17 protein-coding genes are annotated in these 21,386 nt (G+C 57.4%); 5 read left to right on the top strand and 12 right to left on the bottom strand.

From position 1 onward, the window contains the following. Positions 1–28: 28 nt before the first annotated feature. Positions 29–1,702, top strand: coding sequence for a P-type conjugative transfer protein TrbL (gene trbL, locus B195_RS04685; RefSeq protein ID WP_003443313.1), 1,674 nt, complete (start codon positions 29–31; stop codon positions 1,700–1,702). Positions 1,703–2,666: 964 nt separating this feature from the next. On the opposite strand, the gene B195_RS04675 is transcribed toward trbL, so the two are convergent. Both B195_RS04675 and B195_RS04670 read right to left on the bottom strand, forming a co-directional pair. Further along, complete coding sequence (locus B195_RS04675) at positions 2,667–3,779, bottom strand: replication initiator protein A (protein WP_003443324.1); 1,113 nt, start codon at positions 3,777–3,779, stop codon at positions 2,667–2,669. Between the two features lie 108 nt (positions 3,780–3,887). Continuing rightward, positions 3,888–4,115: an AlpA family transcriptional regulator gene (locus B195_RS04670; protein ID WP_003443325.1), complete on the bottom strand. Its 228-nt coding sequence runs from the start codon at positions 4,113–4,115 to the stop codon at positions 3,888–3,890. Positions 4,116–4,224: 109 nt separating this feature from the next. Between B195_RS04670 and B195_RS04665 the strand changes: the two genes are divergently transcribed. Further along, a complete protein-coding gene (locus B195_RS04665) occupies positions 4,225–5,055 on the top strand; it encodes a helix-turn-helix domain-containing protein (RefSeq protein ID WP_003443326.1) in 831 nt (276 codons plus the stop codon). A gap of 23 nt (positions 5,056–5,078) precedes the next feature. Here B195_RS04665 and B195_RS04660 read toward each other — a convergent pair whose 3' ends face one another. The 5 genes from B195_RS04660 to B195_RS04640 form a co-directional block, all read right to left on the bottom strand. Next, a complete protein-coding gene (locus B195_RS04660) occupies positions 5,079–6,296 on the bottom strand; it encodes a site-specific integrase (protein ID WP_003443327.1) in 1,218 nt (405 codons plus the stop codon). A gap of 307 nt (positions 6,297–6,603) precedes the next feature. Beyond that, the gene (gene guaA / locus B195_RS04655) at positions 6,604–8,181 is read right to left on the bottom strand and encodes a glutamine-hydrolyzing GMP synthase (protein WP_003443331.1); all 1,578 of its coding nucleotides are present in this window, start codon (positions 8,179–8,181) and stop codon (positions 6,604–6,606) included. A gap of 103 nt (positions 8,182–8,284) precedes the next feature. Beyond that, complete coding sequence (gene guaB, locus B195_RS04650) at positions 8,285–9,754, bottom strand: IMP dehydrogenase (protein WP_003443333.1); 1,470 nt, start codon at positions 9,752–9,754, stop codon at positions 8,285–8,287. 240 nt (positions 9,755–9,994) lie between these two features. Then, positions 9,995–10,543, bottom strand: coding sequence for a hypothetical protein (locus B195_RS04645; protein ID WP_003443334.1), 549 nt, complete (start codon positions 10,541–10,543; stop codon positions 9,995–9,997). Between the two features lie 177 nt (positions 10,544–10,720). Further along, on the bottom strand, positions 10,721–11,467 hold the full coding sequence (locus tag B195_RS04640) for a sulfite exporter TauE/SafE family protein (protein ID WP_003443335.1): 747 nt from the start codon (positions 11,465–11,467) through the stop codon (positions 10,721–10,723). Positions 11,468–11,546: 79 nt separating this feature from the next. Between B195_RS04640 and xseA the strand changes: the two genes are divergently transcribed. The 3 genes from xseA to leuA all read left to right on the top strand — a co-directional run bounded on the left by xseA (position 11,547) and on the right by leuA (position 15,779). Further along, the gene (xseA, locus tag B195_RS04635) at positions 11,547–12,926 is read left to right on the top strand and encodes an exodeoxyribonuclease VII large subunit (RefSeq protein ID WP_003443336.1); all 1,380 of its coding nucleotides are present in this window, start codon (positions 11,547–11,549) and stop codon (positions 12,924–12,926) included. Between the two features lie 3 nt (positions 12,927–12,929). Beyond that, positions 12,930–13,754, top strand: a complete 825-nt coding sequence (locus tag B195_RS04630) for a peptidoglycan DD-metalloendopeptidase family protein (protein WP_003443337.1) — start codon at positions 12,930–12,932, stop codon at positions 13,752–13,754. A 345-nt stretch (positions 13,755–14,099) separates the two neighbouring features. After that, the gene (gene leuA / locus B195_RS04620; RefSeq protein ID WP_003443338.1) at positions 14,100–15,779 is read left to right on the top strand and encodes a 2-isopropylmalate synthase; all 1,680 of its coding nucleotides are present in this window, start codon (positions 14,100–14,102) and stop codon (positions 15,777–15,779) included. Between the two features lie 126 nt (positions 15,780–15,905). Here the strand turns inward: leuA and B195_RS04615 are convergent, their stop codons facing one another. The 5 genes from B195_RS04615 to B195_RS04595 all read right to left on the bottom strand — a co-directional run bounded on the left by B195_RS04615 (position 15,906) and on the right by B195_RS04595 (position 21,349). Further along, on the bottom strand, positions 15,906–16,697 hold the full coding sequence (locus B195_RS04615; protein WP_003443339.1) for an amidohydrolase: 792 nt from the start codon (positions 16,695–16,697) through the stop codon (positions 15,906–15,908). Next, positions 16,685–17,833: a pyridoxal phosphate-dependent aminotransferase gene (locus B195_RS04610; protein WP_003443340.1), complete on the bottom strand. Its 1,149-nt coding sequence runs from the start codon at positions 17,831–17,833 to the stop codon at positions 16,685–16,687. Before B195_RS04610 ends, B195_RS04615 begins: the two co-directional genes overlap by 13 nt. A 122-nt stretch (positions 17,834–17,955) precedes the next feature. Then, positions 17,956–19,425 carry a ribosome biogenesis GTPase Der gene (der, locus tag B195_RS04605; RefSeq protein WP_003443342.1) on the bottom strand — a complete coding sequence of 490 codons (1,470 nt, stop codon included), beginning with the start codon at positions 19,423–19,425 and terminating at the stop codon, positions 17,956–17,958. Between the two features lie 138 nt (positions 19,426–19,563). Further along, on the bottom strand, positions 19,564–20,715 hold the full coding sequence (gene bamB / locus B195_RS04600) for an outer membrane protein assembly factor BamB (RefSeq protein ID WP_029612229.1): 1,152 nt from the start codon (positions 20,713–20,715) through the stop codon (positions 19,564–19,566). After that, positions 20,708–21,349, bottom strand: coding sequence for a tetratricopeptide repeat protein (locus tag B195_RS04595; protein ID WP_003443347.1), 642 nt, complete (start codon positions 21,347–21,349; stop codon positions 20,708–20,710). The genes bamB and B195_RS04595 overlap by 8 nt, the downstream gene beginning before the upstream one ends. Positions 21,350–21,386: the final 37 nt, after the last annotated feature.

The raw sequence follows: 21,386 nt of genomic DNA, 5'->3' as shown, positions 1-21,386 counted from the left end.
AGTCGCGGTGGCGCCAAGGGGTACTGACATGCGCGTACCTATGATTGCTGGCTGCAGCGGACTATTTCTAATGCTGCTTGCAGGGAGTGCAGCTGCAGGAGTCGATCTAGCCCAAAGCGACACCTCAATGCAGGGCTTGCTGGACATGATTCTTGAGGCTTCTAACGAATGGGCCCCTCGCCTTCATGGCTATGCGGTGAACCTATTTTGGAGTCTGGCACTCATCCAGTTTGTGTGGACATTCTTCCCGATGGTATTCAAACAAGTCGACTTCGGCGAGCTAGTTGGCGAGCTAATCCGCTTCATCATGGTCATCGGTTTTTTCCTGATACTGCTCGATCACTCAACGGAGTGGGCAAGCGCGGTTGTGAACAGTTTCCGACAAGCTGGGGCACATGCAGCAGGCTTGCCAAGCCCTGAGCTAATGCCAGGAGATATGTTTGCGACGGCGGTCGAGTTTTCTCGTGCCATCCTGACCGGAATGAGCGTTTTCAACCCTTCGCAGAGTATCGTCGTTGCCTTGGCTGCCATCCTCGTTCTGATGGCTTTTGCTTTCATCGCGGCATTCATTTTTGTGACATTGGTCGAGGCTTATGTCGTTATCAACGCCTCTGTTCTATTCATGGCTTTCGGCGCATCGCAGTGGACACGGGAATACACGATGGCTGTTATTCGCTACGCAGTTTCCGTGGGTGCCAAGCTATTTATGGTGACGTTGATAGTCGGCTTGATTCTGACTGTCGCGAAGAAGTGGCAGGTTGCTTATACCAATGACGAAGCCTCTCTGATGACCTTGGTGGGGTTATCGCTGGTATGCGCCTACCTGACCAAGACCATTCCCGAACTGATCGCGGGCATGATTAGCGGCGTTTCTTCGGGTGGCGGCGGTGCGATTGGCGGCATGGCCGCGGCTGGTGTAGCTGGTGCAGCAGCCGCGGCGGCTACCATTGCCACGGCAGGCGCATTAGCTCCGGCAGCGGCCAGGGCAATCGGTGCGAGTGGTAGTGGTAGTGGCGCAAGTGTAGCGGCCGCGCCCGGGGGTATTGGCACCGGAGGTCTGGCCAGCGCAATCAACTCCAGCTTTGCCGGTGGTGGTGGCACAGCCAGCACTGGCGCTATTAGCTCGGGCCTCGGGTCCAGCACTGGCGGTAGTTCTGCCGCTAAATCAGCCGGAGCTAAAATCGGCGGTAGCGCCTCTAGTGGCCCTAGCGGCGGCAGCCCACTGACGCAGCCAAGCCAAGGCGTGCAGCAGGCAGCCAAAAAGGCGGCGAAAGCTGCGCTAGGCAACGGCGACGATTCCAAGGGCAAAGCCGCCGCGCAGCCGCAGACGAATCCACAAGAGGATCAGGGCGGCAGTAGTTTGCAATCGACCTTGCAAGCCTCTCAGCAGTACGCAGGAGGTGCGCAAGACAATGGTGGAGGGTTGTCTGCCCATAACGTGGCATCAGCCGCAACCCGAGCAGTTGGACTCATGGCCGCTATGTCTGTGCCCGGTATGGAGGGGACCGCAGGAATTTCGCTGGGCGCCGGTACTCCACAAGCTGTTCCTAACTCAGGTGGTGACAACGTGGACAACGGAGAAGGAAGGGAGCCTGCAAACGTAATACATGGAGCTGACTTGGCCACAGCTGCAGAAACTGAAAGCGGCACCAAAGAAGCGGCTCCGTCGCCTAAGACTCAATCACCGGGTGAACAATCATGATTGCAGACATTCTGTTTGGCTTTTTCATGCTGGGTAGCTTCTTCGTTCTTGGTGTAGGTTTCTGGGCGCTTGGACGACTTCTGCGAGCCAAAGGGCATGGCCCTTTACTAGATACGCTTGACGGACGTTACATCCGCCTACACGCGGAGGTGCAACTGGGGATGGTACCTGTGGGATAAAGACATTTTCCGACTTGGGCGATCTTCATCTGTTGCCATTCTTTGGTTCCAGACGTCAACGCAAGCACCTCGACGAAATCCGGCTGGACCTGCTTGCTGAACAGCAGAGGCTCAACGAATCCAAGCATTGATGACATGCCCCGCTTTGCGGGGCTTTTTATTCCCGTCTATTACACACCACCAAGACTCTCTAGACCATCTTGTGCGAAGCCCGAGCCAGAAAGTGCGCCCTTGCATTGCCAATGAAATCACTGAATAGATCGAGAGCTCGTCCAGTGTGTTACGTAATAGTCGGTGCTGGCTGCTTGGCTGCCAAATTACCTGAAATCGCTCACATGCTCTCTTTTTGGTGTCCGTCGTTGCTCTCTACGATCTGTCTGGTGGCAGACCTGCCGGAATCTGGTTCGATGATATGGATGTGCGCTACGACGGCCGCAGTCGATCTCAAGCAACAGTTTGTGAGCGTAGGGAACGCTTTTTCATATCAGAGAGGGCAGGTGCTTAGAGGACGGACACTGCCAAAGCAAAATAGGCTTTAAGAGATTTAATAGATTTAAATAAAGATTTAGGAAGAAAAACGGTTTTATTACCCATTGATTTCAATCACTTACAACAATATGCAGTCCCTGATAGACGGTGATGCGCCCCCTAATAGACGGTGGATCAGCCCCTAATGGACGGTGAATGGCCCCCAATAGACGGTCTATCCACAGGAGTACACATTCAAACGGAAAAATGGCCATCTCCGGGCCTTTAGTGTTCTGGAGTACCGTCTATTAGGGACCTTATTTCAGTATTTTCTTATCTGATCGACGCATCATTACAAGCTGCGGCCCACTCAGGCCAACTTCTTCCACCAAGCCGTACTCGGGTAAATCATCTGTTGCGATGACCTTGCGCAGGTTCTCCGAGAACTTTTTGAGCGTCCCGGTGCTGCCGCTACGCGCATATAGAGTTTTAAATGCCCACTTTGCATCGTCTTTACCTGCGGCACGGCGCGCCAATCGGTAGACAAAACGCCCTATTCCCGATTCGATCAGGAAATAATCAGGGTGCACTGTCAGAATGTCCGGCTTTGCCCCCGAAGTGACTTCCCGATATATCCAGTTAGGTGCCTCAATCTCGACACTGGCCACCTTGCCGGTGTCAGTACGCGAAATTACGCGATAGTGGCTAATCAATCCCTCGGACTCTACCTCCCGCATGCTGCGCTTACCGTTTCGTGGGGAGCTTTCCCGCACGCTTTTGATAGTCGTACCTTTGAGGCGATCTAGAGCACCCTCTACTTCTTTAAATTGGCGGCTTCCGTCGCCCTTCCGGCAGAATTTCAAAATGTCAGACACGTGCGATTTGAACACACGACACGGCTTCTCACCCTTCCCTTCTCGGTAGCGATTCATAGCCTCTGTTAGATAAGAAATCAGCATTAGCACGATGTCATAATCCCAAATTGACGCCATGCCATATGGGCCAGCTGTGACCTCGACGTAACCGTCTGAAAGGTTGTAGCGGCTGATTTCTCCCGCCCGTTTTTTCTGCTTGGATATTCGGAACACAGCCACATCCATCATGCTGCGGCTATCGCGGGCGCTTACTTCGTACCGCGAAGGTACAACGGAATCAGCCTGCCTTTCGTGTTCACGCGGGCAAGGTATCGCCTTTTTAGCTGCAACTGGCGACCTTGGCGTTGGCAGATCCTGGCGTGGAGGCCTCTTTTTTTCTTCGGTACGCAGTCGCTCCTCTATTTCCCTAATCGACTCGCCCGGAAGTGCTGCGGCCTCCAGCTTCTTGCGGTACGCGGCGTGATTTTCTTCGATCCGTGACAACAGACTGCCAACTAGAAGTTGCCCATGGCCGCCGCTAGTCAAGGGATTGGCCCAGCATATGACGCGATGCATGCCAACAGCTCATCCCGCAATCAAGTTCAGATCCATCTACAACCGGCAGCATAAAACTCAGCACAAGCGGTTCATTCCCGGACACCGCCAGTACATCACTCGCCACGGCTAAACCCCCATTCCTGGGCGAATAGCGTGAGTGCCCGACGATTTGCGCGCGTCAATCCATTCTTCGATTTCAGTCAGATCCCACGCAACGTTCCGACTGGTTAGTGCGATACGGCGCGGGAACTCGCCCCGCTGCTCCATGTTGTAGATGGTGCGCTCAGCAAGCGGGATCATCGCGTGCAATTTCTTGCGGTTGATGAGCGTCTTACTCTTTGGCTTGTTCTCCATGAGGTCACTTTCCTTCAGAGTTATCAGATGCTTGACAATGCCTTCTAACGCCAGAATCAGGACGCAAAAAAGTTAGAATTTAGTTGTCATCCAGAGCTATCATCGGGCGATGGGAAAATATGAAAAAGCGTCGAGCACATACGATCCGCTTCTGAAAGTGCTGGTTAGAGAAAGCGATACATCGTCTGATCGCATCCGTGCGAAGTTGAGCAACCACTACGAGTGGTGCTTCTGCGAGCTATGCTGGCGATCTACCGAATATGCGATCAGCATGGCGGCGCCAAAGGTCTTCAAGCGTCTAAAACGCGGAAATATCAAAGCAGTGCCGCTAACAGAATCTATTCGTACAGAAGCCCGGAAAAAAACCGATACCTTGGTGGCTCGCTATGAACGAGCATTGAAGGGAGAGTTCGGCAAGTACGAACCCCCGCGCATGCTGGGGAGATACTGCGACATGCAGGAGTTGCGCGGGGACTTTTCGGTCGCAGCATTCCGTGAGCATGTGGAGCGCCGAATGCTAGTTTCTACTTGGGCACGCCACGGCGAATTACTGCGGCCTTCAGCCCTACCGGCCCATCCCGAGGGCGCAGCGAGACCGAGTAAACTCTACTGTGAAGTTCACAATCCGCGGCGTAGCGATGAAGCTCGCCGCGCTTACCAGCGCGACCGGAGGTTCACACTAGAGTATGAGGATTTAATTGAAAAAATCTGGTCCCAAGGAGCTGCCGTCCTCCCTAGGTGGGATATCGAGACATGGGCAGAAGTCAGGAAAAATGCCTATAACCAGCTCCAGGCACTCAAGTCACCAACAAGCTCAATGGATGATTTGTTAAACCAAGGCATTACGAATCAAGCGGAAATCGCCCGCCAACTTGGCGTATCACGCCAAGCAGTTTCTGCCGCCATCAAGCGACGGGGGCGAAAACAGGCAATGAGATAAAAACGACCGAAGCTCTAACTTGATTATCTGTAACCGTCGCCCGAACGGGGCCGATTGGCTGTCCACTCATCAATCATATCGGCCCAGTCCTGTAACATCGCAGTACGCTGCTCTCGATACTCGGCCTTGTTATAGACAGCCCTAACACCCTTCTGCTCGTGTGCAAGACATTTCTCAATCCAGTCTGAGTTGTAGCCCGCCTCGTGCAGCAGCGTGCTAGCTGTCCGTCTCAAATCATGCGGTCCGAACTTACTCAGCGGCTTCCCTTCTTTCTGCGCGAGCCGATAGCTCAGCGTCAGTACCTGATTGATGGTTGCGGTACTCATTGGCAGATCAGAATCGTACCGGGAAGGAAAGACGTATTCTGAACCACCGGCAAACGTCTTCAACGCGATGAAGAAATCCAGCACCTGCCGAGACAAGAACACCAAATGGGGGTTGCGTCGCTTCATCCGCTCTTTCGGAATGGTCCACAGGGCTTCACTAAAATTGATCTCATCCCAGGTGGCGTTGGTCAGCTCACTTTTTCGAACCATGGTGAGCAACAGCAGTTTAGCCGCCGCTCTCACGGAGGAGGCGGTGCCGATACGGTCCAAGTACTGGTACATCAACGCGATTTCGTCTGGACCCAAAGCGCGGTCACGAGGCTCAAATTTAGCGATGCTCGCAGAACGTACCAGATCGGCCGGGTTCTCGACCTTCTGGCCACGCTCAATCGCCCATCGGAAAACCTGCATTACGATCTCACGGGAGTGCACCGCCGTTGCTGGAGCACCTCGCTCCACGATTGCATCGGTCAGCGCTCGCAGGTCCTCATGGTTGATTTCCACCAGCTTCTGATTACCAAACTTCGGTTTCAGCTCACGCTCATAAACAGAGCGCCGCATATCACGGGTCGAGTCAGCCATCTGATACCCGCGAAGCCATTTCTCGGCCCAGGCATCAAACGTTTCTGCTCCCTTGCTACGTGCCTTGTCACGGGCTTTCTCCTTGGCAGGTGACTTGCCAGCCGCAACCATCTTTTTGGCTTCACCAAGCCGCTCTCGCGCTTCTGCAAGCGTGATTCCACCTACACCATAGCGACCAAACGTGATCGTCTCCTGTCGTCCATTGATGGAGTAGTTGTAGCGAAACGAGATTGCGCCCGCAGCCGTGACAGCTACGTAAAGTCCATCACGGTCGTTCACTTTGTAGAGTTTTTCTTTCGGTTTGAGATTACGTAGCTTGGTATCGGTCAGCATGAGGCTCGCGAATTCCGTTCAAAAAATACCATGCTCAGAAACACACCCAAAACCGCGAGAAAACCCAATAAAACCGGGTGGATTATGAGTCTTGATACCATGCCCTTACCCACAAAGGCGACATGGTATCGAACACCGAGCATGGCATTTGGCTCAGTCAATGCCCCGTACCATGCCACATAAACACGGTGCTTGGCGATGCACAAAGCTGCCAGAACTTGCCAGACCCAAAAAACCAAAAGCCCGCAATTACGCGGGCTTCAGGGTGTTTCTTGCTAGTTGGTGCCGGTCAGTGCCGGACGTCCAATCATTCCCACTCAATCGTTGCCGGCGGCTTGCTCGACACGTCGTAAGTAACGCGGGAGATGCCTTCGATTTCGTTGATGATTCGACCGCTGACGGTTTCAAGCAGCTCGTAAGGCAGGTGTGCCCAACGCGCGGTCATGAAGTCGATGGTTTCAACGGCACGCAGGGCTACAACCCAGGCGTAACGACGGCCATCACCTACCACGCCAACCGATTTCACCGGCTGGAACACCACGAATGCCTGGCTGACTTTGTGATACCAGTCGGCCTTGCGCAGCTCTTCGATGAAGATGTGGTCAGCACGACGCAGAATGTCGGCGTATTCCTTCTTCACTTCACCCAGGATGCGCACGCCCAGACCCGGGCCCGGGAACGGGTGACGGTAGACCATGTCGTACGGCAGGCCGAGTTCCAGACCCAGACGGCGGACTTCGTCCTTGAACAGTTCGCGCAGAGGCTCGACCAGCTTGAGGTTCATCTCGTCCGGCAGGCCGCCCACGTTGTGGTGCGACTTGATGACGTGAGCCTTGCCGCTTTTGGCGCCAGCCGACTCGATCACGTCCGGGTAGATGGTGCCCTGGGCCAGGTACTTGATGTTGTCCAGCTTGCAGGATTCGGCATCGAACACGTCGATGAAGGTACGGCCGATGATCTTGCGCTTTTTCTCCGGATCGCTTTCGCCAGCCAGGTTGTTCAGGAACTGGTCCGCCGCGTTGGCGCGGATCACTTTAACGCCCATGTTCTCGGCGAACATGGCCATTACCTGCTCACCTTCGTGCAAACGCAGCAAGCCGTTGTCCACGAATACGCAGGTCAGCTGATCGCCGATCGCCTTGTGCAGCAATGCCGCCACCACCGAAGAGTCAACGCCGCCGGACAGGCCGAGCAATACGTTGTCAGTGCCGACCTGGGCGCGGATGTTGGCGATTGCGTCTTCAGCGATTTTCGACGGCGTCCACAGGGCTTCGCAGCCGCAGATGTCGAGGATAAAGCGCGACAGGATGCGGCCGCCTTGCTTGGTGTGGGTCACTTCCGGGTGGAACTGCACGCCGTAGTAGCCGCGGGCATCGTTGAACATGCCGGCAATCGGGCAGCTCGGGGTGCTGGCCAGAATGTGGAAGTCGGATGGCATTCTGGTGACCTTGTCACCGTGGCTCATCCACACATCCAGACCGAACAGGCCGTCAGCGTCGATGTGGTCTTCAATGCCGTCGAGCAGGCGGCTTTTGCCGACTACGTCTACGCGGGCATAACCGAACTCGCGCAGCTCGGAACCTTCAACCTTGCCGCCCAGTTGCTCGGCCATGGTCTGCATGCCGTAGCAGATACCGAAAACCGGTACGCCCAGGTCAAACACGGCTTGTGGCGCGCGCGGGCTGTCGGCTTCGTGCACGGATTCCGGGCCACCGGCAAGGATGATGCCTTTAGGTGCGAATTCGCGGATCGCTGCGTCATCCATGTCGAACGGGTGCAGTTCGCAGTAAACGCCGATTTCGCGCACGCGACGGGCGATCAGCTGGGTGTACTGGGAACCGAAGTCCAGAATCAGGATACGGTGAGCGTGAATGTCGAGGGCCATGACAAAATCTCGATTAATTTCAGAAACGACACGGGGCTGAATCAAACAGCCCCGGTGACTTAATTCGTATCGCACCCGGGTTTTGACCCGGATGCGATCACTATCAACTTACGCGATAGTTTGGCGCTTCCTTGGTGATCTGCACGTCGTGGACGTGGGATTCAGCCATACCGGCGCCGGTGATGCGTACAAACTCGGGCTTGGTGCGCATTTGTTCGATGTCGGCACAGCCGGTGTAACCCATCGAAGAACGCAGACCGCCCATCAGTTGGTGCACGATTGCGGTCAAAGAACCTTTGTACGCCACGCGACCTTCGATGCCTTCCGGCACCAGCTTCTCGGCACCCGCAGAGGAGTCCTGGAAGTAACGGTCGGAGGAACCCTGGGATTGCGACATCGCACCCAGCGAACCCATACCGCGGTAGGCCTTGTACGAACGGCCCTGGTACAGCTCGATTTCGCCCGGTGCTTCTTCAGTACCGGCAAACATCGAACCCATCATCACGCAGGATGCACCGGCGACGATGGCCTTGGACAGGTCACCCGAGAAGCGGATGCCGCCGTCGGCGATCAATGGTACACCGCTGCCTTCAAGGGCTGCGGCTACATTGGCAATGGCACTGATTTGCGGCACGCCGACACCGGCAACGATACGGGTGGTGCAGATCGAACCAGGGCCGATACCGACCTTGACCGCATCGGCACCGGCTTCAGCCAGGGCCAGGGCAGCAGCGCCAGTGGCGATGTTGCCGCCAATTACCTGTACTTCAGGAAAGGTTTGCTTGACCCAGCGAACACGGTCGATCACGCCTTTGGAGTGGCCGTGCGCGGTATCGACAACCACCACGTCAACGCCTGCAGCCACGAGGGCGGCAACACGGTCGGCGGTGTCTTTGCCGGTTCCCACTGCCGCGCCTACACGCAGACGACCCTGGTCGTCCTTGCTGGCCAGCGGGTAAGCCTTGGCTTTTTCGATGTCGTTGACGGTCATCATGCCTTTAAGGGCAAATTTGTCGTCGACGATCAGTACGCGCTCGATGCGGTGCTTGTGCAACAGCTCGCGGGCTTCGTTCTTGTCGGCGCCTTCCTTGACCGTGACCAGACGCTCTTTAGGCGTCATCACTTCACGAACGGTGGCTTCCAGACGGTTTTCGAAACGCACGTCACGGGACGTCACGATGCCGACCAGGTCGCCATTGTGCAGTACAGGAACGCCGGAGATGTTGTGCAGGCGGGTCAGTTCGAACAGTTCGCGAACAGTGGCATCGGCTTCGATAGTGATGGGTTCTTTAACCACACCGGCTTCGTAGCGCTTCACTTTGCGCACTTCGTGAGCTTGCTGCTCGATGGTCATGTTCTTGTGGATGATGCCGATACCGCCTTCCTGAGCCATGGCGATTGCCAGACGGGCTTCAGTCACGGTGTCCATTGCAGCGGAAACCAGAGGAATATTCAGTTCAATGCCACGGGTCAAACGAGTCTTAAGGCTGACTTCGTTCGGGAGAACCTCGGAATAACCGGGGACGAGAAGGATGTCATCGAATGTGAGTGCTTCTTGGCTGATACGCAGCATCGCTGGGGCTCCCGAGCGGGAAAATGGAAGCGCGTTATTGTACTCAAAACACCTTCATCTCTCAACGGAAACCTTTAGAGAGTTTTGCGCTAAAGGCCATGATTTATTGACTCCCAGGGCAGATTCCAGATGATAGTGCGGCCTTGATTCCTGCAGGAGCCGGCTTGCCGGCGATTCAGACGGCCCGGCGGGCAGAGCCAGCTCAGCGATGCTATCGCTGGCAAGTCAGCTCCCACAGCTTCAGAGCTCGACCTTGACCCACGCCACCGGCTGGTCGAGCCAGTCGGCGAATTCGTCGAGGAAGCTCTGTTTGAAGCCCGCCTCGGCCCAGTTGTTGAAAATGAAGCCCAGATTGGAGAATGCGCACGGCTGCAGGAACAGAAAACCGTTGATGTCATCTTCATGGGCGCACAGCGGACAAATGAAGTTGTCGGTTCGGCCCGGCATCCACTCTTCCAGGCTTTCGAACAGCGCTTCACCGACTTCCTTGCGGCATTCGGCACAGCCTGCCTCTTCGAGAAACCCCTTGGCCGGGGTGTAGATGCAGCGCTTGGTGATGATTTCCAGACCATTGACCGGCTGACCGAACGGCAGCGCTTCAGGGTGCAGCACCACACTGGCGGCGCCCGGCGCGATGGCGTAGGCCATACGGCTGCCGCCGCGGCCACAGGTGCTCAGCTCTTGCTCAATGATGTTCTTGCGCACCAGCCAGCGCACGATGGCCCGGGCCCGGGGTTCGTGAACCGGCAAGGTGGATATTCTGGGAACGATGATGCTTTGCGAATTCATGGGTACGGCACATGTACGTGAGATGGAAGCAGCACACATAACCTGCGGGAGCCGGGCTAGCCCGCGATGGCACCATCGCGCTCAAGCCATAAACCGGGCAATTTTTTGCATCGCCGGCAAGCCAGCCCCCACAGGAGATAGCGTTTGGTGCGCAGCTTAATGCCTCACCGTGGCAGGTCAAGCACTCAGATAACGCGCAATCAACGCAATCCCGCTGGCCAGTACCAGCCATGTGACCAGCCGCACAAAGGCTTCGCGAGACAATTTGCGGGTCAATCGGCGACCGATCCACAAGCCCAGCGCCATCGCCGGCAACAGACAAGCGGCAAGCAACAGCAGCGCACCATCGGCATAGACGCCAGCAATTACAAACAGGCCCAGGCGCACCATTGTGCTGCAACTGATCAACGCACTTTGCGTTGCCCGCGCAGCATCCTTGGGCAAGCGCGCATTCAGATACAGCGCGTATAGAAAGCCGCCACTGCCAAACAACGCACCAAACAGACCTCCCGTAATACCGGTGGGAATCGCCCAGCCTGCAGCTACCCGACCCGGGCGCACCGTCACTGCCAGGCTATAAATCGCATAGGCGGTAATGAAAATGCCCATCAACAGCAACAACAGATCTGACTTCAGATTGAGCAAAAACACTACCCCGACCGTGCAGCCCAGCGCCATGCACGGCAACAATCGCAACAATTCGGGGCGGGCTACATCACGTCGCGCGGGCAGCCAGTTGCCAAAGGCCGCGACAAAATCCAGCAGTACCAGCAACGGGATGATTTTCGATAACGGCAGGCACAGGATCAAAATCGGTCCGGCCACCAACGCCGTGCCAAACCCCGCGACTCCGAACACGATATAGGCCAGAGCAATGCCCAGTTCGATCAACACCCACTCGGCACCGGTAAAAGGCAAGTCCATGGCTTTTCATCCTTGTTTTAGTGGCGCGACTTTAACCAGACAGGTGCAGTGATAACAATCCACCCTTATGATGGCGCGCATGATTAAAGATCCTTTTGCACGACTCAACCTCGACCGAGAAGTCCTGACTGTCAGCCAGCTCAATGGCCGGGCGCGGGTCTTGCTCGAAGACGTGTTCAGCAACATCTGGGTAGAGGGCGAAATCTCCAACCTCGCCCGCCCGGCCTCCGGCCATGTTTACTTCACCCTCAAAGACAGCGGCGCCCAAGTGCGCTGTGCACTGTTTCGCAATAACGCAGCCCGGGTGCGCCAGGCACTCAAGGATGGCCTGGCAGTAAAGGTGCGCGGCAAGGTTTCGCTGTTTGAAGGCCGCGGTGATTACCAGTTGATCCTCGATACGGTTGAGCCGGCTGGCGATGGCGCGCTGCGACTGGCCTTCGATGCACTGAAAGAAAAACTCGGCGCCGAAGGCCTGTTCAGTGCCGAGCGCAAGGTGCCCTTGCCGGCTCATCCGCAACGGATCGGAATTATCAGCTCACCTACCGGAGCGGTGATTCGCGACATCATCAGCGTGTTCCGCCGCCGCGCGCCGCAAGTTGAGCTGACCCTGATTCCCACCGCGGTACAGGGCCGAGAAGCCACGGCGCAAATTGTCCGGGCACTCAAGTTAGCCGATGCCCGGGGGTTCGACGCGCTGATCCTGGCCCGTGGCGGCGGCTCGCTGGAAGACCTGTGGTGTTTTAACGAAGAAGCCGTGGCCCGCGCCGTGGATGCCTGTGTCACCCCTATCGTCAGTGCGATCGGGCACGAAACCGATGTTTCGATCAGCGACTTTGTCGCCGACGTGCGCGCGCCAACGCCATCGGCTGCCGCGGAGTTGCTGGCCCCGGACTCCAGCGACCTGCAACGGCGTATCGACAGCCTGCATCGACGTCTGGTGATGCGTATCCGCGACCGCTTGATGCGTGACCGCCTGCGCCTGGATGGTCTGGCCCGCCGCCTGCGCCACCCGGGCGAGCGGCTGCGCCAGCAGGCCCAGCGCCTGGATGACCTGGACATGCGCATGCGCCGCGCCTTTGAGCGCAGCCTCAATACCCGTCGCGAACGCTTGATCCGGCTCGAAACGCGGCTGGCAGCGCAGCATCCGGGCCGGCAACTGGCCCTGTTGCGCCAGCGCCTGGACAGCCTGGCCGAGCGCTTGCAGCGGGCCATGGGTGAAGGCCTCAAAAGCCGGCGCCTGCAACTGCAAAGCCAGATCCAGACCTTGCATGTGGTGAGCCCGCTGGCCACCCTGGGCCGGGGTTACAGCATCTTGCTGGATGAACGCGGCAACGCCATCCGCAGCGCCACACAAACCCGTCCCGGCCAGCGCTTGCAGGCCAGGCTGGGCGAAGGCCAGTTGCTTGTACGCGTGGAGGACAACCACCTCACGCCTGTCACCCTTTCATTACTGGATTGATCGATGCCGCGTTTTCTCTCTGCACTATTGCTGCTGTGTCTGACCTGTAACGCTCACGCAGCCGACAGCTACATCACCCGCTTGCTGAACAAGCCGGTACCGGGCGGAGTTGCCGTCATTGAACTGGGCACCGGCGCCCAGCCCCCCAAGGCCAGCTATCAAGGCAAGCCGGTGCTGGTGGTCAAGGAGCAAGACACATGGCGAGCGATCGTCGGTATCCCCTTGACCGTAAAGCCCGGCCCCCAGCAGATCAGCTCCGCCGGACGTGACCTGAGTTTCACGGTCGGCAGCAAGAAATACCCTGAACAGCGCATTACCCTGAAGAACAAGCGCCAGGTCAATCCGAACCCGGATGACATCAAGCGTATCGACAACGAACTGGCAGTGCAGCTCAAGGCGTACCGCACGTTCAGCCCCAATACGCCGAGCAACCTGTTGCTGGACAAACCGGTCAACGGGCCGCTGTCGAGCAAGTTCGGCGTGCGTCGCTTCTTCAACGGCGAAGAACGCAATCCCCATGCGGGACTGGACTTCGCTGTGCCCGCGGGCACCCCGATCAAGACCCCTGCCGCTGGCAAAGTGATTCTGATCGGCAATTACTTCTTCAACGGCAACACCGTCTTTGTTGACCATGGCCAGGGGTTTATCAGCATGTTCTGCCATATGTCGAAGATCGACACCAAGGTTGGCCAGCAATTGGCACGGGGTGATGTGGTGGGCAAAGTGGGATCGACCGGACGCGCTACCGGTCCGCACATGCACTGGAATGTCAGCCTGAACGATGCCCGGGTCGATCCGGCGATTTTCATTGGTGCGTTCCAACCCTGATCCGGCCCTTGCAAGAGGCGGCTGCTCGCAGCATCAGACGCCTTACAGCCGCCAACCCGCGCAATAATAATTACCACAGCGATAAGTAACCGCAATAAATGCTCGAATATTGACCATATTCGAGCAGTTCTCTCAATGTTTTTTCGTCGCTTGCCATCTTCCAGCCCAATGGTTAGGGTTGAAGTCATGAAAACCTCTCACACCCTCATTCTGCTTCGTCAACACCGCAGCCTTTGCCTCGTCAGCGCACGACTGCAAAGCTAATCGCGGTGCCTCGCCCTTGTGCTTTGTATTTCTTCGGCTGGCCGCCTCTTGATAGTCGGCAAGCAAAATAAGGATTGCCTGATGACCATGCTCAAAGACCCTTCTTCCAAGTACCGCGCCTTCCCGGTCATTGATTTGCCTGACCGTACCTGGCCATCGAAAACCATCACCAGCGCGCCAATCTGGTGCAGCTCCGACCTGCGCGACGGCAACCAGTCGCTGATCGAGCCGATGGATGCGGTAAAGAAGCTGCGCTTCTGGAAGACCCTGGTCAGTGTTGGCGTTAAAGAGATTGAGGCTTCGTTCCCGGCCGCATCCCAGACCGACTTCGACTTCGTGCGCAGCTTGATCGAAGACGGCCACATCCCGGACGACACCACTATTCAGGTGCTGACCCAGGGCCGTGAAGACTTGATTGCCCGCACCTTTGAATCCCTGCGCGGGGCGAAAAAGGCCATCGTTCATTTGTACAACGCGACTTGCCCGGCATTCCGCCGCATCGTGTTCAACCAGGACAAGGAAGGCATCAAAGAGATCGCCGTCAGCGCTGCCAAGCTGTTCGTCAAATATGCCGCTCAGCAGCCTGAAACCCACTGGACGTTCGAGTACTCGCCCGAAACCTTCAGCGCCACCGAACTGGAGTTCGCCAAGGAAGTCTGTGACGCAGTGATCGAGGTCTGGAACCCGACGCCCGAGCACAAGATGATCCTCAACTTGCCTGCCACCGTTGAGTGCGCCACTCCGAACATCTATGCCGACCAGATCGAATGGTTCGGTCGTCATATCAATCGCCGTGACAGCGTGCTGATCAGCCTGCACACCCACAATGACCGCGGCACCGGCGTTGCCGCTACCGAGCTGGGCTTGATGGCCGGGGCTGATCGGGTTGAAGGCTGCCTGTTCGGCAATGGCGAACGTACCGGTAACGTCGACCTGGTGACTGTGGCCCTGAACATGTACACCCAGGGTCTGAACCCCGGGCTGGACTTCTCGGACATCGATGGCGTGCGCAAGGTCGTCGAAGAGTGCAACCAGATCCCGGTCCACCCGCGTCACCCCTATGTGGGCGATCTGGTGCACACCGCGTTCTCCGGCTCGCACCAGGATGCGATTCGCAAAGGCTTCTCTCAGCAAAAACCGGATGCCTTGTGGGAAGTTCCATACCTGCCGATCGATCCGGCTGACATTGGCCGCAGCTACGAAGCCGTGATCCGGGTTAACAGCCAGTCAGGCAAAGGCGGTATTGCTTACCTGCTGGAGCAGGAATACGGCATCAGCTTGCCGCGCCGGATGCAGATCGAGTTCAGCCAGGTGGTTCAGCGCGAAACCGACCGCCTGGGTCTGGAGATGACTGCCCAGCAGATCCACAGCTTGTTGCACAGCGAATATCTGCAGGCCAACACCCCTTACGCACTGGTCAGCCACAAGCTGCAGGAAGAGAACGGCCATAGCGCGGTAGAAGTTGAAATCTCTGCCAAGGGCGCTGGCGAGACCAACCTGCGCTGGAGCGGCAAAGGCAACGGCGCGCTGGAAGCGCTGGTGGCAGGGCTGCCGGTGAAAGCCGAGATCATGGACTACAACGAGCACGCTATCGGCGCTGGCACCAATGCCAAGGCAGCGGCCTATATCGAGTTGCGAGTCAATGGTGAGCGTGCCGTGCACGGTGTGGGCATTGATGAAAACATCACCACCGCCAGCTTCAAGGCCCTGTTCAGCGCCCTGAACCGCTCGCTGAGTGAAGCAGAAGCCAAGGCTGCTTAAAGCCGCCGGCCTGAAACGCAAAAGCCCCCAAGGTGTAAAGACCTTGGGGGCTTTTTTGTGCCGGATGTTCAACCCTCTGCAGGCGCGAGCTTTTCCATGCGCAGAGCTCGCTCCTGCAGGTGCCGTTTAGTGCAGGTCGAAGGTATCCGCATCCAGATAGGCCGGGAAGCGCTCGCGGTAGGCCGCCAGCTCACCCGCCGTCAGGCATACCTGAAATACCCCGTCCGCTTCGCCGGCACTGAGCAGCGACTCGCCCTGAAAGTCAAAGACATGGCTGTCACCGGTATAAACCATGCCCTTGCCGTCTGTCCCCACCCGGTTAACCGCCGCCACATAACACAGGTTCTCGATGGCACGCGCTGGCAGTAACCGGTTCCAGTGCAGCCGTCGCGCACCCGGCCAACTGGCTGTATACAGCAGCAGATCGGTATCGTGGGGGTCGCAACTCCACACCGGAAAGCGCAGGTCGTAACAAATCAGCGGGCGAACACGCCAGCCCTTCACTTCGAATTGAACCTGACGCTCACCCGGCGTGAAGTGCTCGTGCTCACCGGCCATGCGAAACAAGTGACGCTTGTCGTAGTGCAGCACCTCGCCATCCGGGCGTGCCCACAACAGCCGATTGCGATGGCTGCCGTCAGCGGCCCGCACAATCACGCTGCCTGTGACCACCGCATCGAGATCCTTGGCCCGGGCCTGCAACCACTTGCTGGTGGGACCGTGCTCGGGCTCCGCCAGGGTTTTGGACTCCATGCTGAAGCCGGTTGTGAACATCTCGGGCAAGACCACCAGGTCTGCCCCCCGCGCCTGTTCGAGCAACTCGTCAAAGTGCGCAAAATTGGCCTCGCGATCGTGCCAGGCCAATGTGGTCTGCACCAGGGCAACGGTTAAATCGGGTAACCCACTTAGATCACGCATAGTTTTTCTGCTGCTGCACGCAGCGTCTCCTCGCGTTTGGCAAAACACAGGCGGACCAGACGCTGCCCTGGGGGCGGGGTCTGGTAGAACACCGAAACCGGAATTGACGCCACCCCGTGTTCACGGGTCAGCCATAGGGCCATGTCGACGTCATTGAGATCCGGACGAATAAGGGAATAGTCCACCAACTGGAAATAGGTCCCGGCCACCGGCTTAAAGGTAAAGCGCGACGGGCTTAACAGATCACAAAACAGGTCGCGCTTTGCCTGGTAAAACGCCGGCAGTTCTTCAACATGCTCGGGGTGGGCCGCCATGAAGTCGGCCAGTGCGTACTGCAAAGGGGTGACTCCGCAGAAGCTGACGTACTGATGGACCTTGCGCAGCTCTGCCGTCAGGGCCGCTGGCGCCACCACGTAGCCAGTTTTCCAGCCGGTGACGTGATAGGTCTTGCCGAAGGAACTGACAACGAAGGCCCGATGGTACAGCTCGGGATGGGACAAAACACTGACATGGGGCACGCCATCGAACACCAGATGCTCATACACCTCATCGCTGATGATGTAGATATCGCGGTCCGCAATCAGCGCAGCCAACTGGTCCAGCTCGGCCCGGCTGATCAGGGCGCCGCTAGGATTATGCGGGCTGTTGAGGATGATCATGCGAGTGCGGGGCGTCAGTGCGTCTTCGAGCTTCTGCCAGTCGATGGAGAAATCAGCCAGCCCCAGTTGCACATGCACACAACGGCCACCGGCCAGCTCGACCGAAGGCTCGTAGCTGTCGTAGCACGGGTCAAACACAATGACCTCGTCACCGGGGTGAATCACCGCCTGAATCGCACAGAAGATGGCCTGGGTGGCACCGGGGGTGATGGTTACCTCGCTGTCGGCATCGACTTGCACAGCGTAACTACGGGCAATTTTCGCCGCGACCTGCACCCGCAAGGCAGGCAAGCCGGTCATGGGCGAGTATTGATTGTGGCCACTGGCGATGTGATGTCCCACCGCATCGCGCAAGGCTTGCGGGCCATCGAAGTCAGGAAACCCCTGAGACAGGTTGAGCGCGCCGGTTTCAGTCGCGAGCTGCGACATGCGCGTGAAAATAGTGGTGCCGACATTCGGCAACTTGCTGGTAATCATGGCCGTTCCCTGTGATGTTCCCGGCTCTGACTACGGCACAGGACCCATCGAGGATAGCCCAAACCCCAGACACGAAAAAGGGCCGATCAAGGCCCTTTTTCGTTGCGACAAGAGGTTGCGGATCAGCGCTTGTCTTTGCGCTTCTTCTCGGCTTTCTTGTGGTGCGACATCATGCGGCGCTTCTTGTTGACCTGACGGTCGGTCAGCGAGTTCTTGTTGGCTTCGTACGGGTTCTCGCCACCTTTGAACTCGATGCGGATCGGCGTACCGACCAGCTTCAAGACACGACGGTAGGTGTTTTCGAGATAACGGACGTAAGACTTTGGAACCTTCTCGACCTGGTTACCGTGGATCACAATAATCGGCGGGTTGGCACCACCCAGGTGGGCATAGCGCAACTTGATGCGGCGGTTGTTGACCATCGGCGGCGCGTGCTCGCCAACTGCGTCTTCCAGGATCTGGGTCAGACGGTTGGTCGGCCAGCGGGTAACCGCTGACTTGAAGGAGTTCTGCACCGACTGGTACAGGTTACCTACGCCCGTGCCGTGCAGCGCCGAGATGAAGTGGATGTCGGCGAAGTCGACAAAGAACAGGCGACGGGTCAATTCGACCTTGACGAACTCGCGCTCGCTCGGCGTCATGCCGTCCCACTTGTTGATCGCGATGACCAGAGCCCGACCGGCCTCCAGCGCAAAGCCCAACAGGTTGAGGTCGTGGTCGACCACGCCTTCGCGGGCATCCATCACAAAGATCACCACGTTGGCGTCTTTGATGGCCTGCAGGGTTTTGACCACGGAGAATTTTTCTACTTCTTCGTGGATCTTGCCGCGCTTGCGCACACCCGCGGTGTCGATCAGCGTGTACTTCTCGTCGTTACGCTCGAACGGGATGTAGATACTGTCGCGCGTGGTGCCCGGCTCGTCATAAACGATAACCCGGTCTTCACCCAGCATGCGGTTGACCAGCGTTGATTTACCAACGTTAGGCCGACCGATGATGGCGATCTTGATCCCGTCTTTTTCGCTCGGGCCCGGGATGCGCTTGGCTTCCTGACCTTCAAGAACGACTTCGGCTTCGCCTTCTTCTTCCTCTTCCGGATCTTTCGGGAAGTCGCTCAGGGCGATTTCCAGCATCTGGGTGATACCACGACCATGGGCACCGGCGATCGGAATCGCATGGCCCATACCCAAGGGGGCAAATTCTGCACGCGCCAATTCAGGATCGATGTTGTCGACCTTGTTGGCGACAACATACGAGCGCTTGTTACGTTTGCGAAGGTGTTCGCCAATCATCTGGTCAGCGGCTGTGAAACCCGCTTTTGCATCTACCAGGAACAGAACGACGTCAGCTTCTTCGATAGCCAGCAGCGACTGCTCGGCCATCTTTTCGTCCATACCGTGCTCGTCACCGGAGATACCGCCGGTGTCGACCAGAATGTAGGAACGCCCTTGCCACTTGGCCTCACCGTATTGGCGATCACGGGTCAGACCGGACAAGTCGCCGACGATGGCGTCGCGAGTCCTGGTCAGGCGGTTGAACAAGGTGGACTTGCCGACGTTAGGTCGGCCCACCAGGGCGATTACGGGAACCATGCGGCTCTCCACTTCGTTATTTCAGAAAATACAAAAGCCGCTGCAAGGCAGCGGCCAGAGTTCGGAACAGCACAAATGTGCCGCAAGCCTTGCCAGGGCAAGGCTGCCTGAGACCCTAGAGCCTCAAGCATAGACGCCTTAGCGAATGGTCAGGGCTTCCAGTTTGCCGCTGTTACCAAACACGTAAATCATGTCACCGACCACCAGCGGACGCGCCCGAAGACCATCACTGTCTATGCGGGTACGGCCCACGAAACGACCATCGACCTGGCTTAGCAGGTGCAGATAGCCTTCCATGTCACCGACTGCCACATAGCTGGAGAAGACTTCCGGAGCCGACAATTGACGGCGGGCCAGAGCGTCGTTGCTCCATAGTGCAGTGGTCGAACGTTCATCGATGGCTTCAACAGTACCGGACGCCAGACTGACGTAGACGTTACCAAAACCTTGTGCGACACCTGCATAACTGGAAGCATCACGCTGCCAGAGCACGCGGCCGGATTCCATCTCCAGTGCTGCCATGCGGCCCTGGTAGCTGGCAACATACAGCGTGCCACCGGACAGCAGCAGACCACCGTCGATATCGACGATACGCTCGAGTTCCGAACGGCCTTGCGGGATGGCAACACGTTGCTCCCACACCGGCACGCCGTTTCGAGTATCAAGGGCAACGATTTTACCGGTCGAAAGACCGGCAATTGCCAGGTGGTTGGTTACCAGCGGTGCACCGGTACCACGCAAGGTCAGAACACCCGGCGTGCTGTCGTAGATCCAGCGCTGGTCACCGGTTGAAGCATCCAGACCTACCAGATGGTCGTCCTGGGTTTGCACCACGACGATGTCACCGTTGGTCTGTGGTGGAGCAAGCACTTCGCTGTTAACACGAGAGCGCCATTTTTCTTCACCCGTGCTGGCGTCCAGGGCTACTACGTCACCTTGCAAGGTACCGAGCATCACCAGGCCATAGCCAACACCTACGGCGCCAGAAACAGGCAGTTCGAGGTCTTTCTTCCACTGAACGTCGCCGTTCATGCGGTCCAAGGACATCACTACACCGGTCACGTCAGCCGCGTAGATGGTATTACCTTCAACAGCCGGAACCAGCATGTTGTAGGTCTTACCCTGACCGTCACCGATCGAGCGATCCCACTGCTTTTGCAGAACGACTTCTTCTTTGAAGTCAGTCAGCTCGGCTGGCGGAAGTTCTTTTTTGCTGTTGCTGCTGCAACCCGCGGCCAAAATGACCAGAGCCAGCAATGCCGCATGTTTCCAACGCATCACTTCACGCATCTCCTTTGGCCAGGTCGTCGAGCTTGATTTGTAAGCCACCGACAGCCGCTTCATCGGAGAGCGCTGCTTTGGCTTTTTCGTAGGCGCTGCGTGCGTCGTCAGTGCGACCCTGCTGAACCAGCAAGTCGCCCTTCAGCTCTTCACGGCTGGCCAGGAATGCCTTGTCGGAATCGACTTCGAGCAACTTCAGGGCATCGTCAACTTTGCCCTGGGCTGCCAGAACCTGAGCCAGACGCTGACGCGCCACTTCACCCAGGGTCGAATTCGCCGGTTTGTCGACAATGATTTTCAGCTCGGTGGCGGCGTCATCAAGCTTGCCGTTGTCCACTGCAACCTTGGCCACAAAAAGACCGCCAAACTGTGCGTAGGCCGTACCTGCGTATTCGTTTTTCAACTTGCTGGCCAGATCCGCCACACGGGCCACATCGGGCTGACCGTCAGGCGTGAGGGTGGCCTCAAGCAATTGCTGGTAGAGCATCGACGCGCCTTGCGACTGATTGCTCTGATATTTGTGCCAAAGCTGCCAGCCAGCCACTACCACCAGTGCCAGCAGGGCGCCAGTAACCAGGGGTTTGCCGTTACGCTGCCACCAGTCTTTCAACTCGCCCAGCTGATCATCATCGTTACTCGACACCCCAACACTCCTTATTCGCTAATTCGGCTGTTTTACA

Origin of the sequence: Pseudomonas sp. Lz4W (genome assembly GCF_000346225.2) — a bacterium.
Lineage (GTDB): Bacteria > Pseudomonadota > Gammaproteobacteria > Pseudomonadales > Pseudomonadaceae > Aquipseudomonas > Aquipseudomonas paraversuta.
Note: the sequence above shows the minus strand (reverse complement) of the source record. Positions and strands in the feature narration are given on the sequence as shown.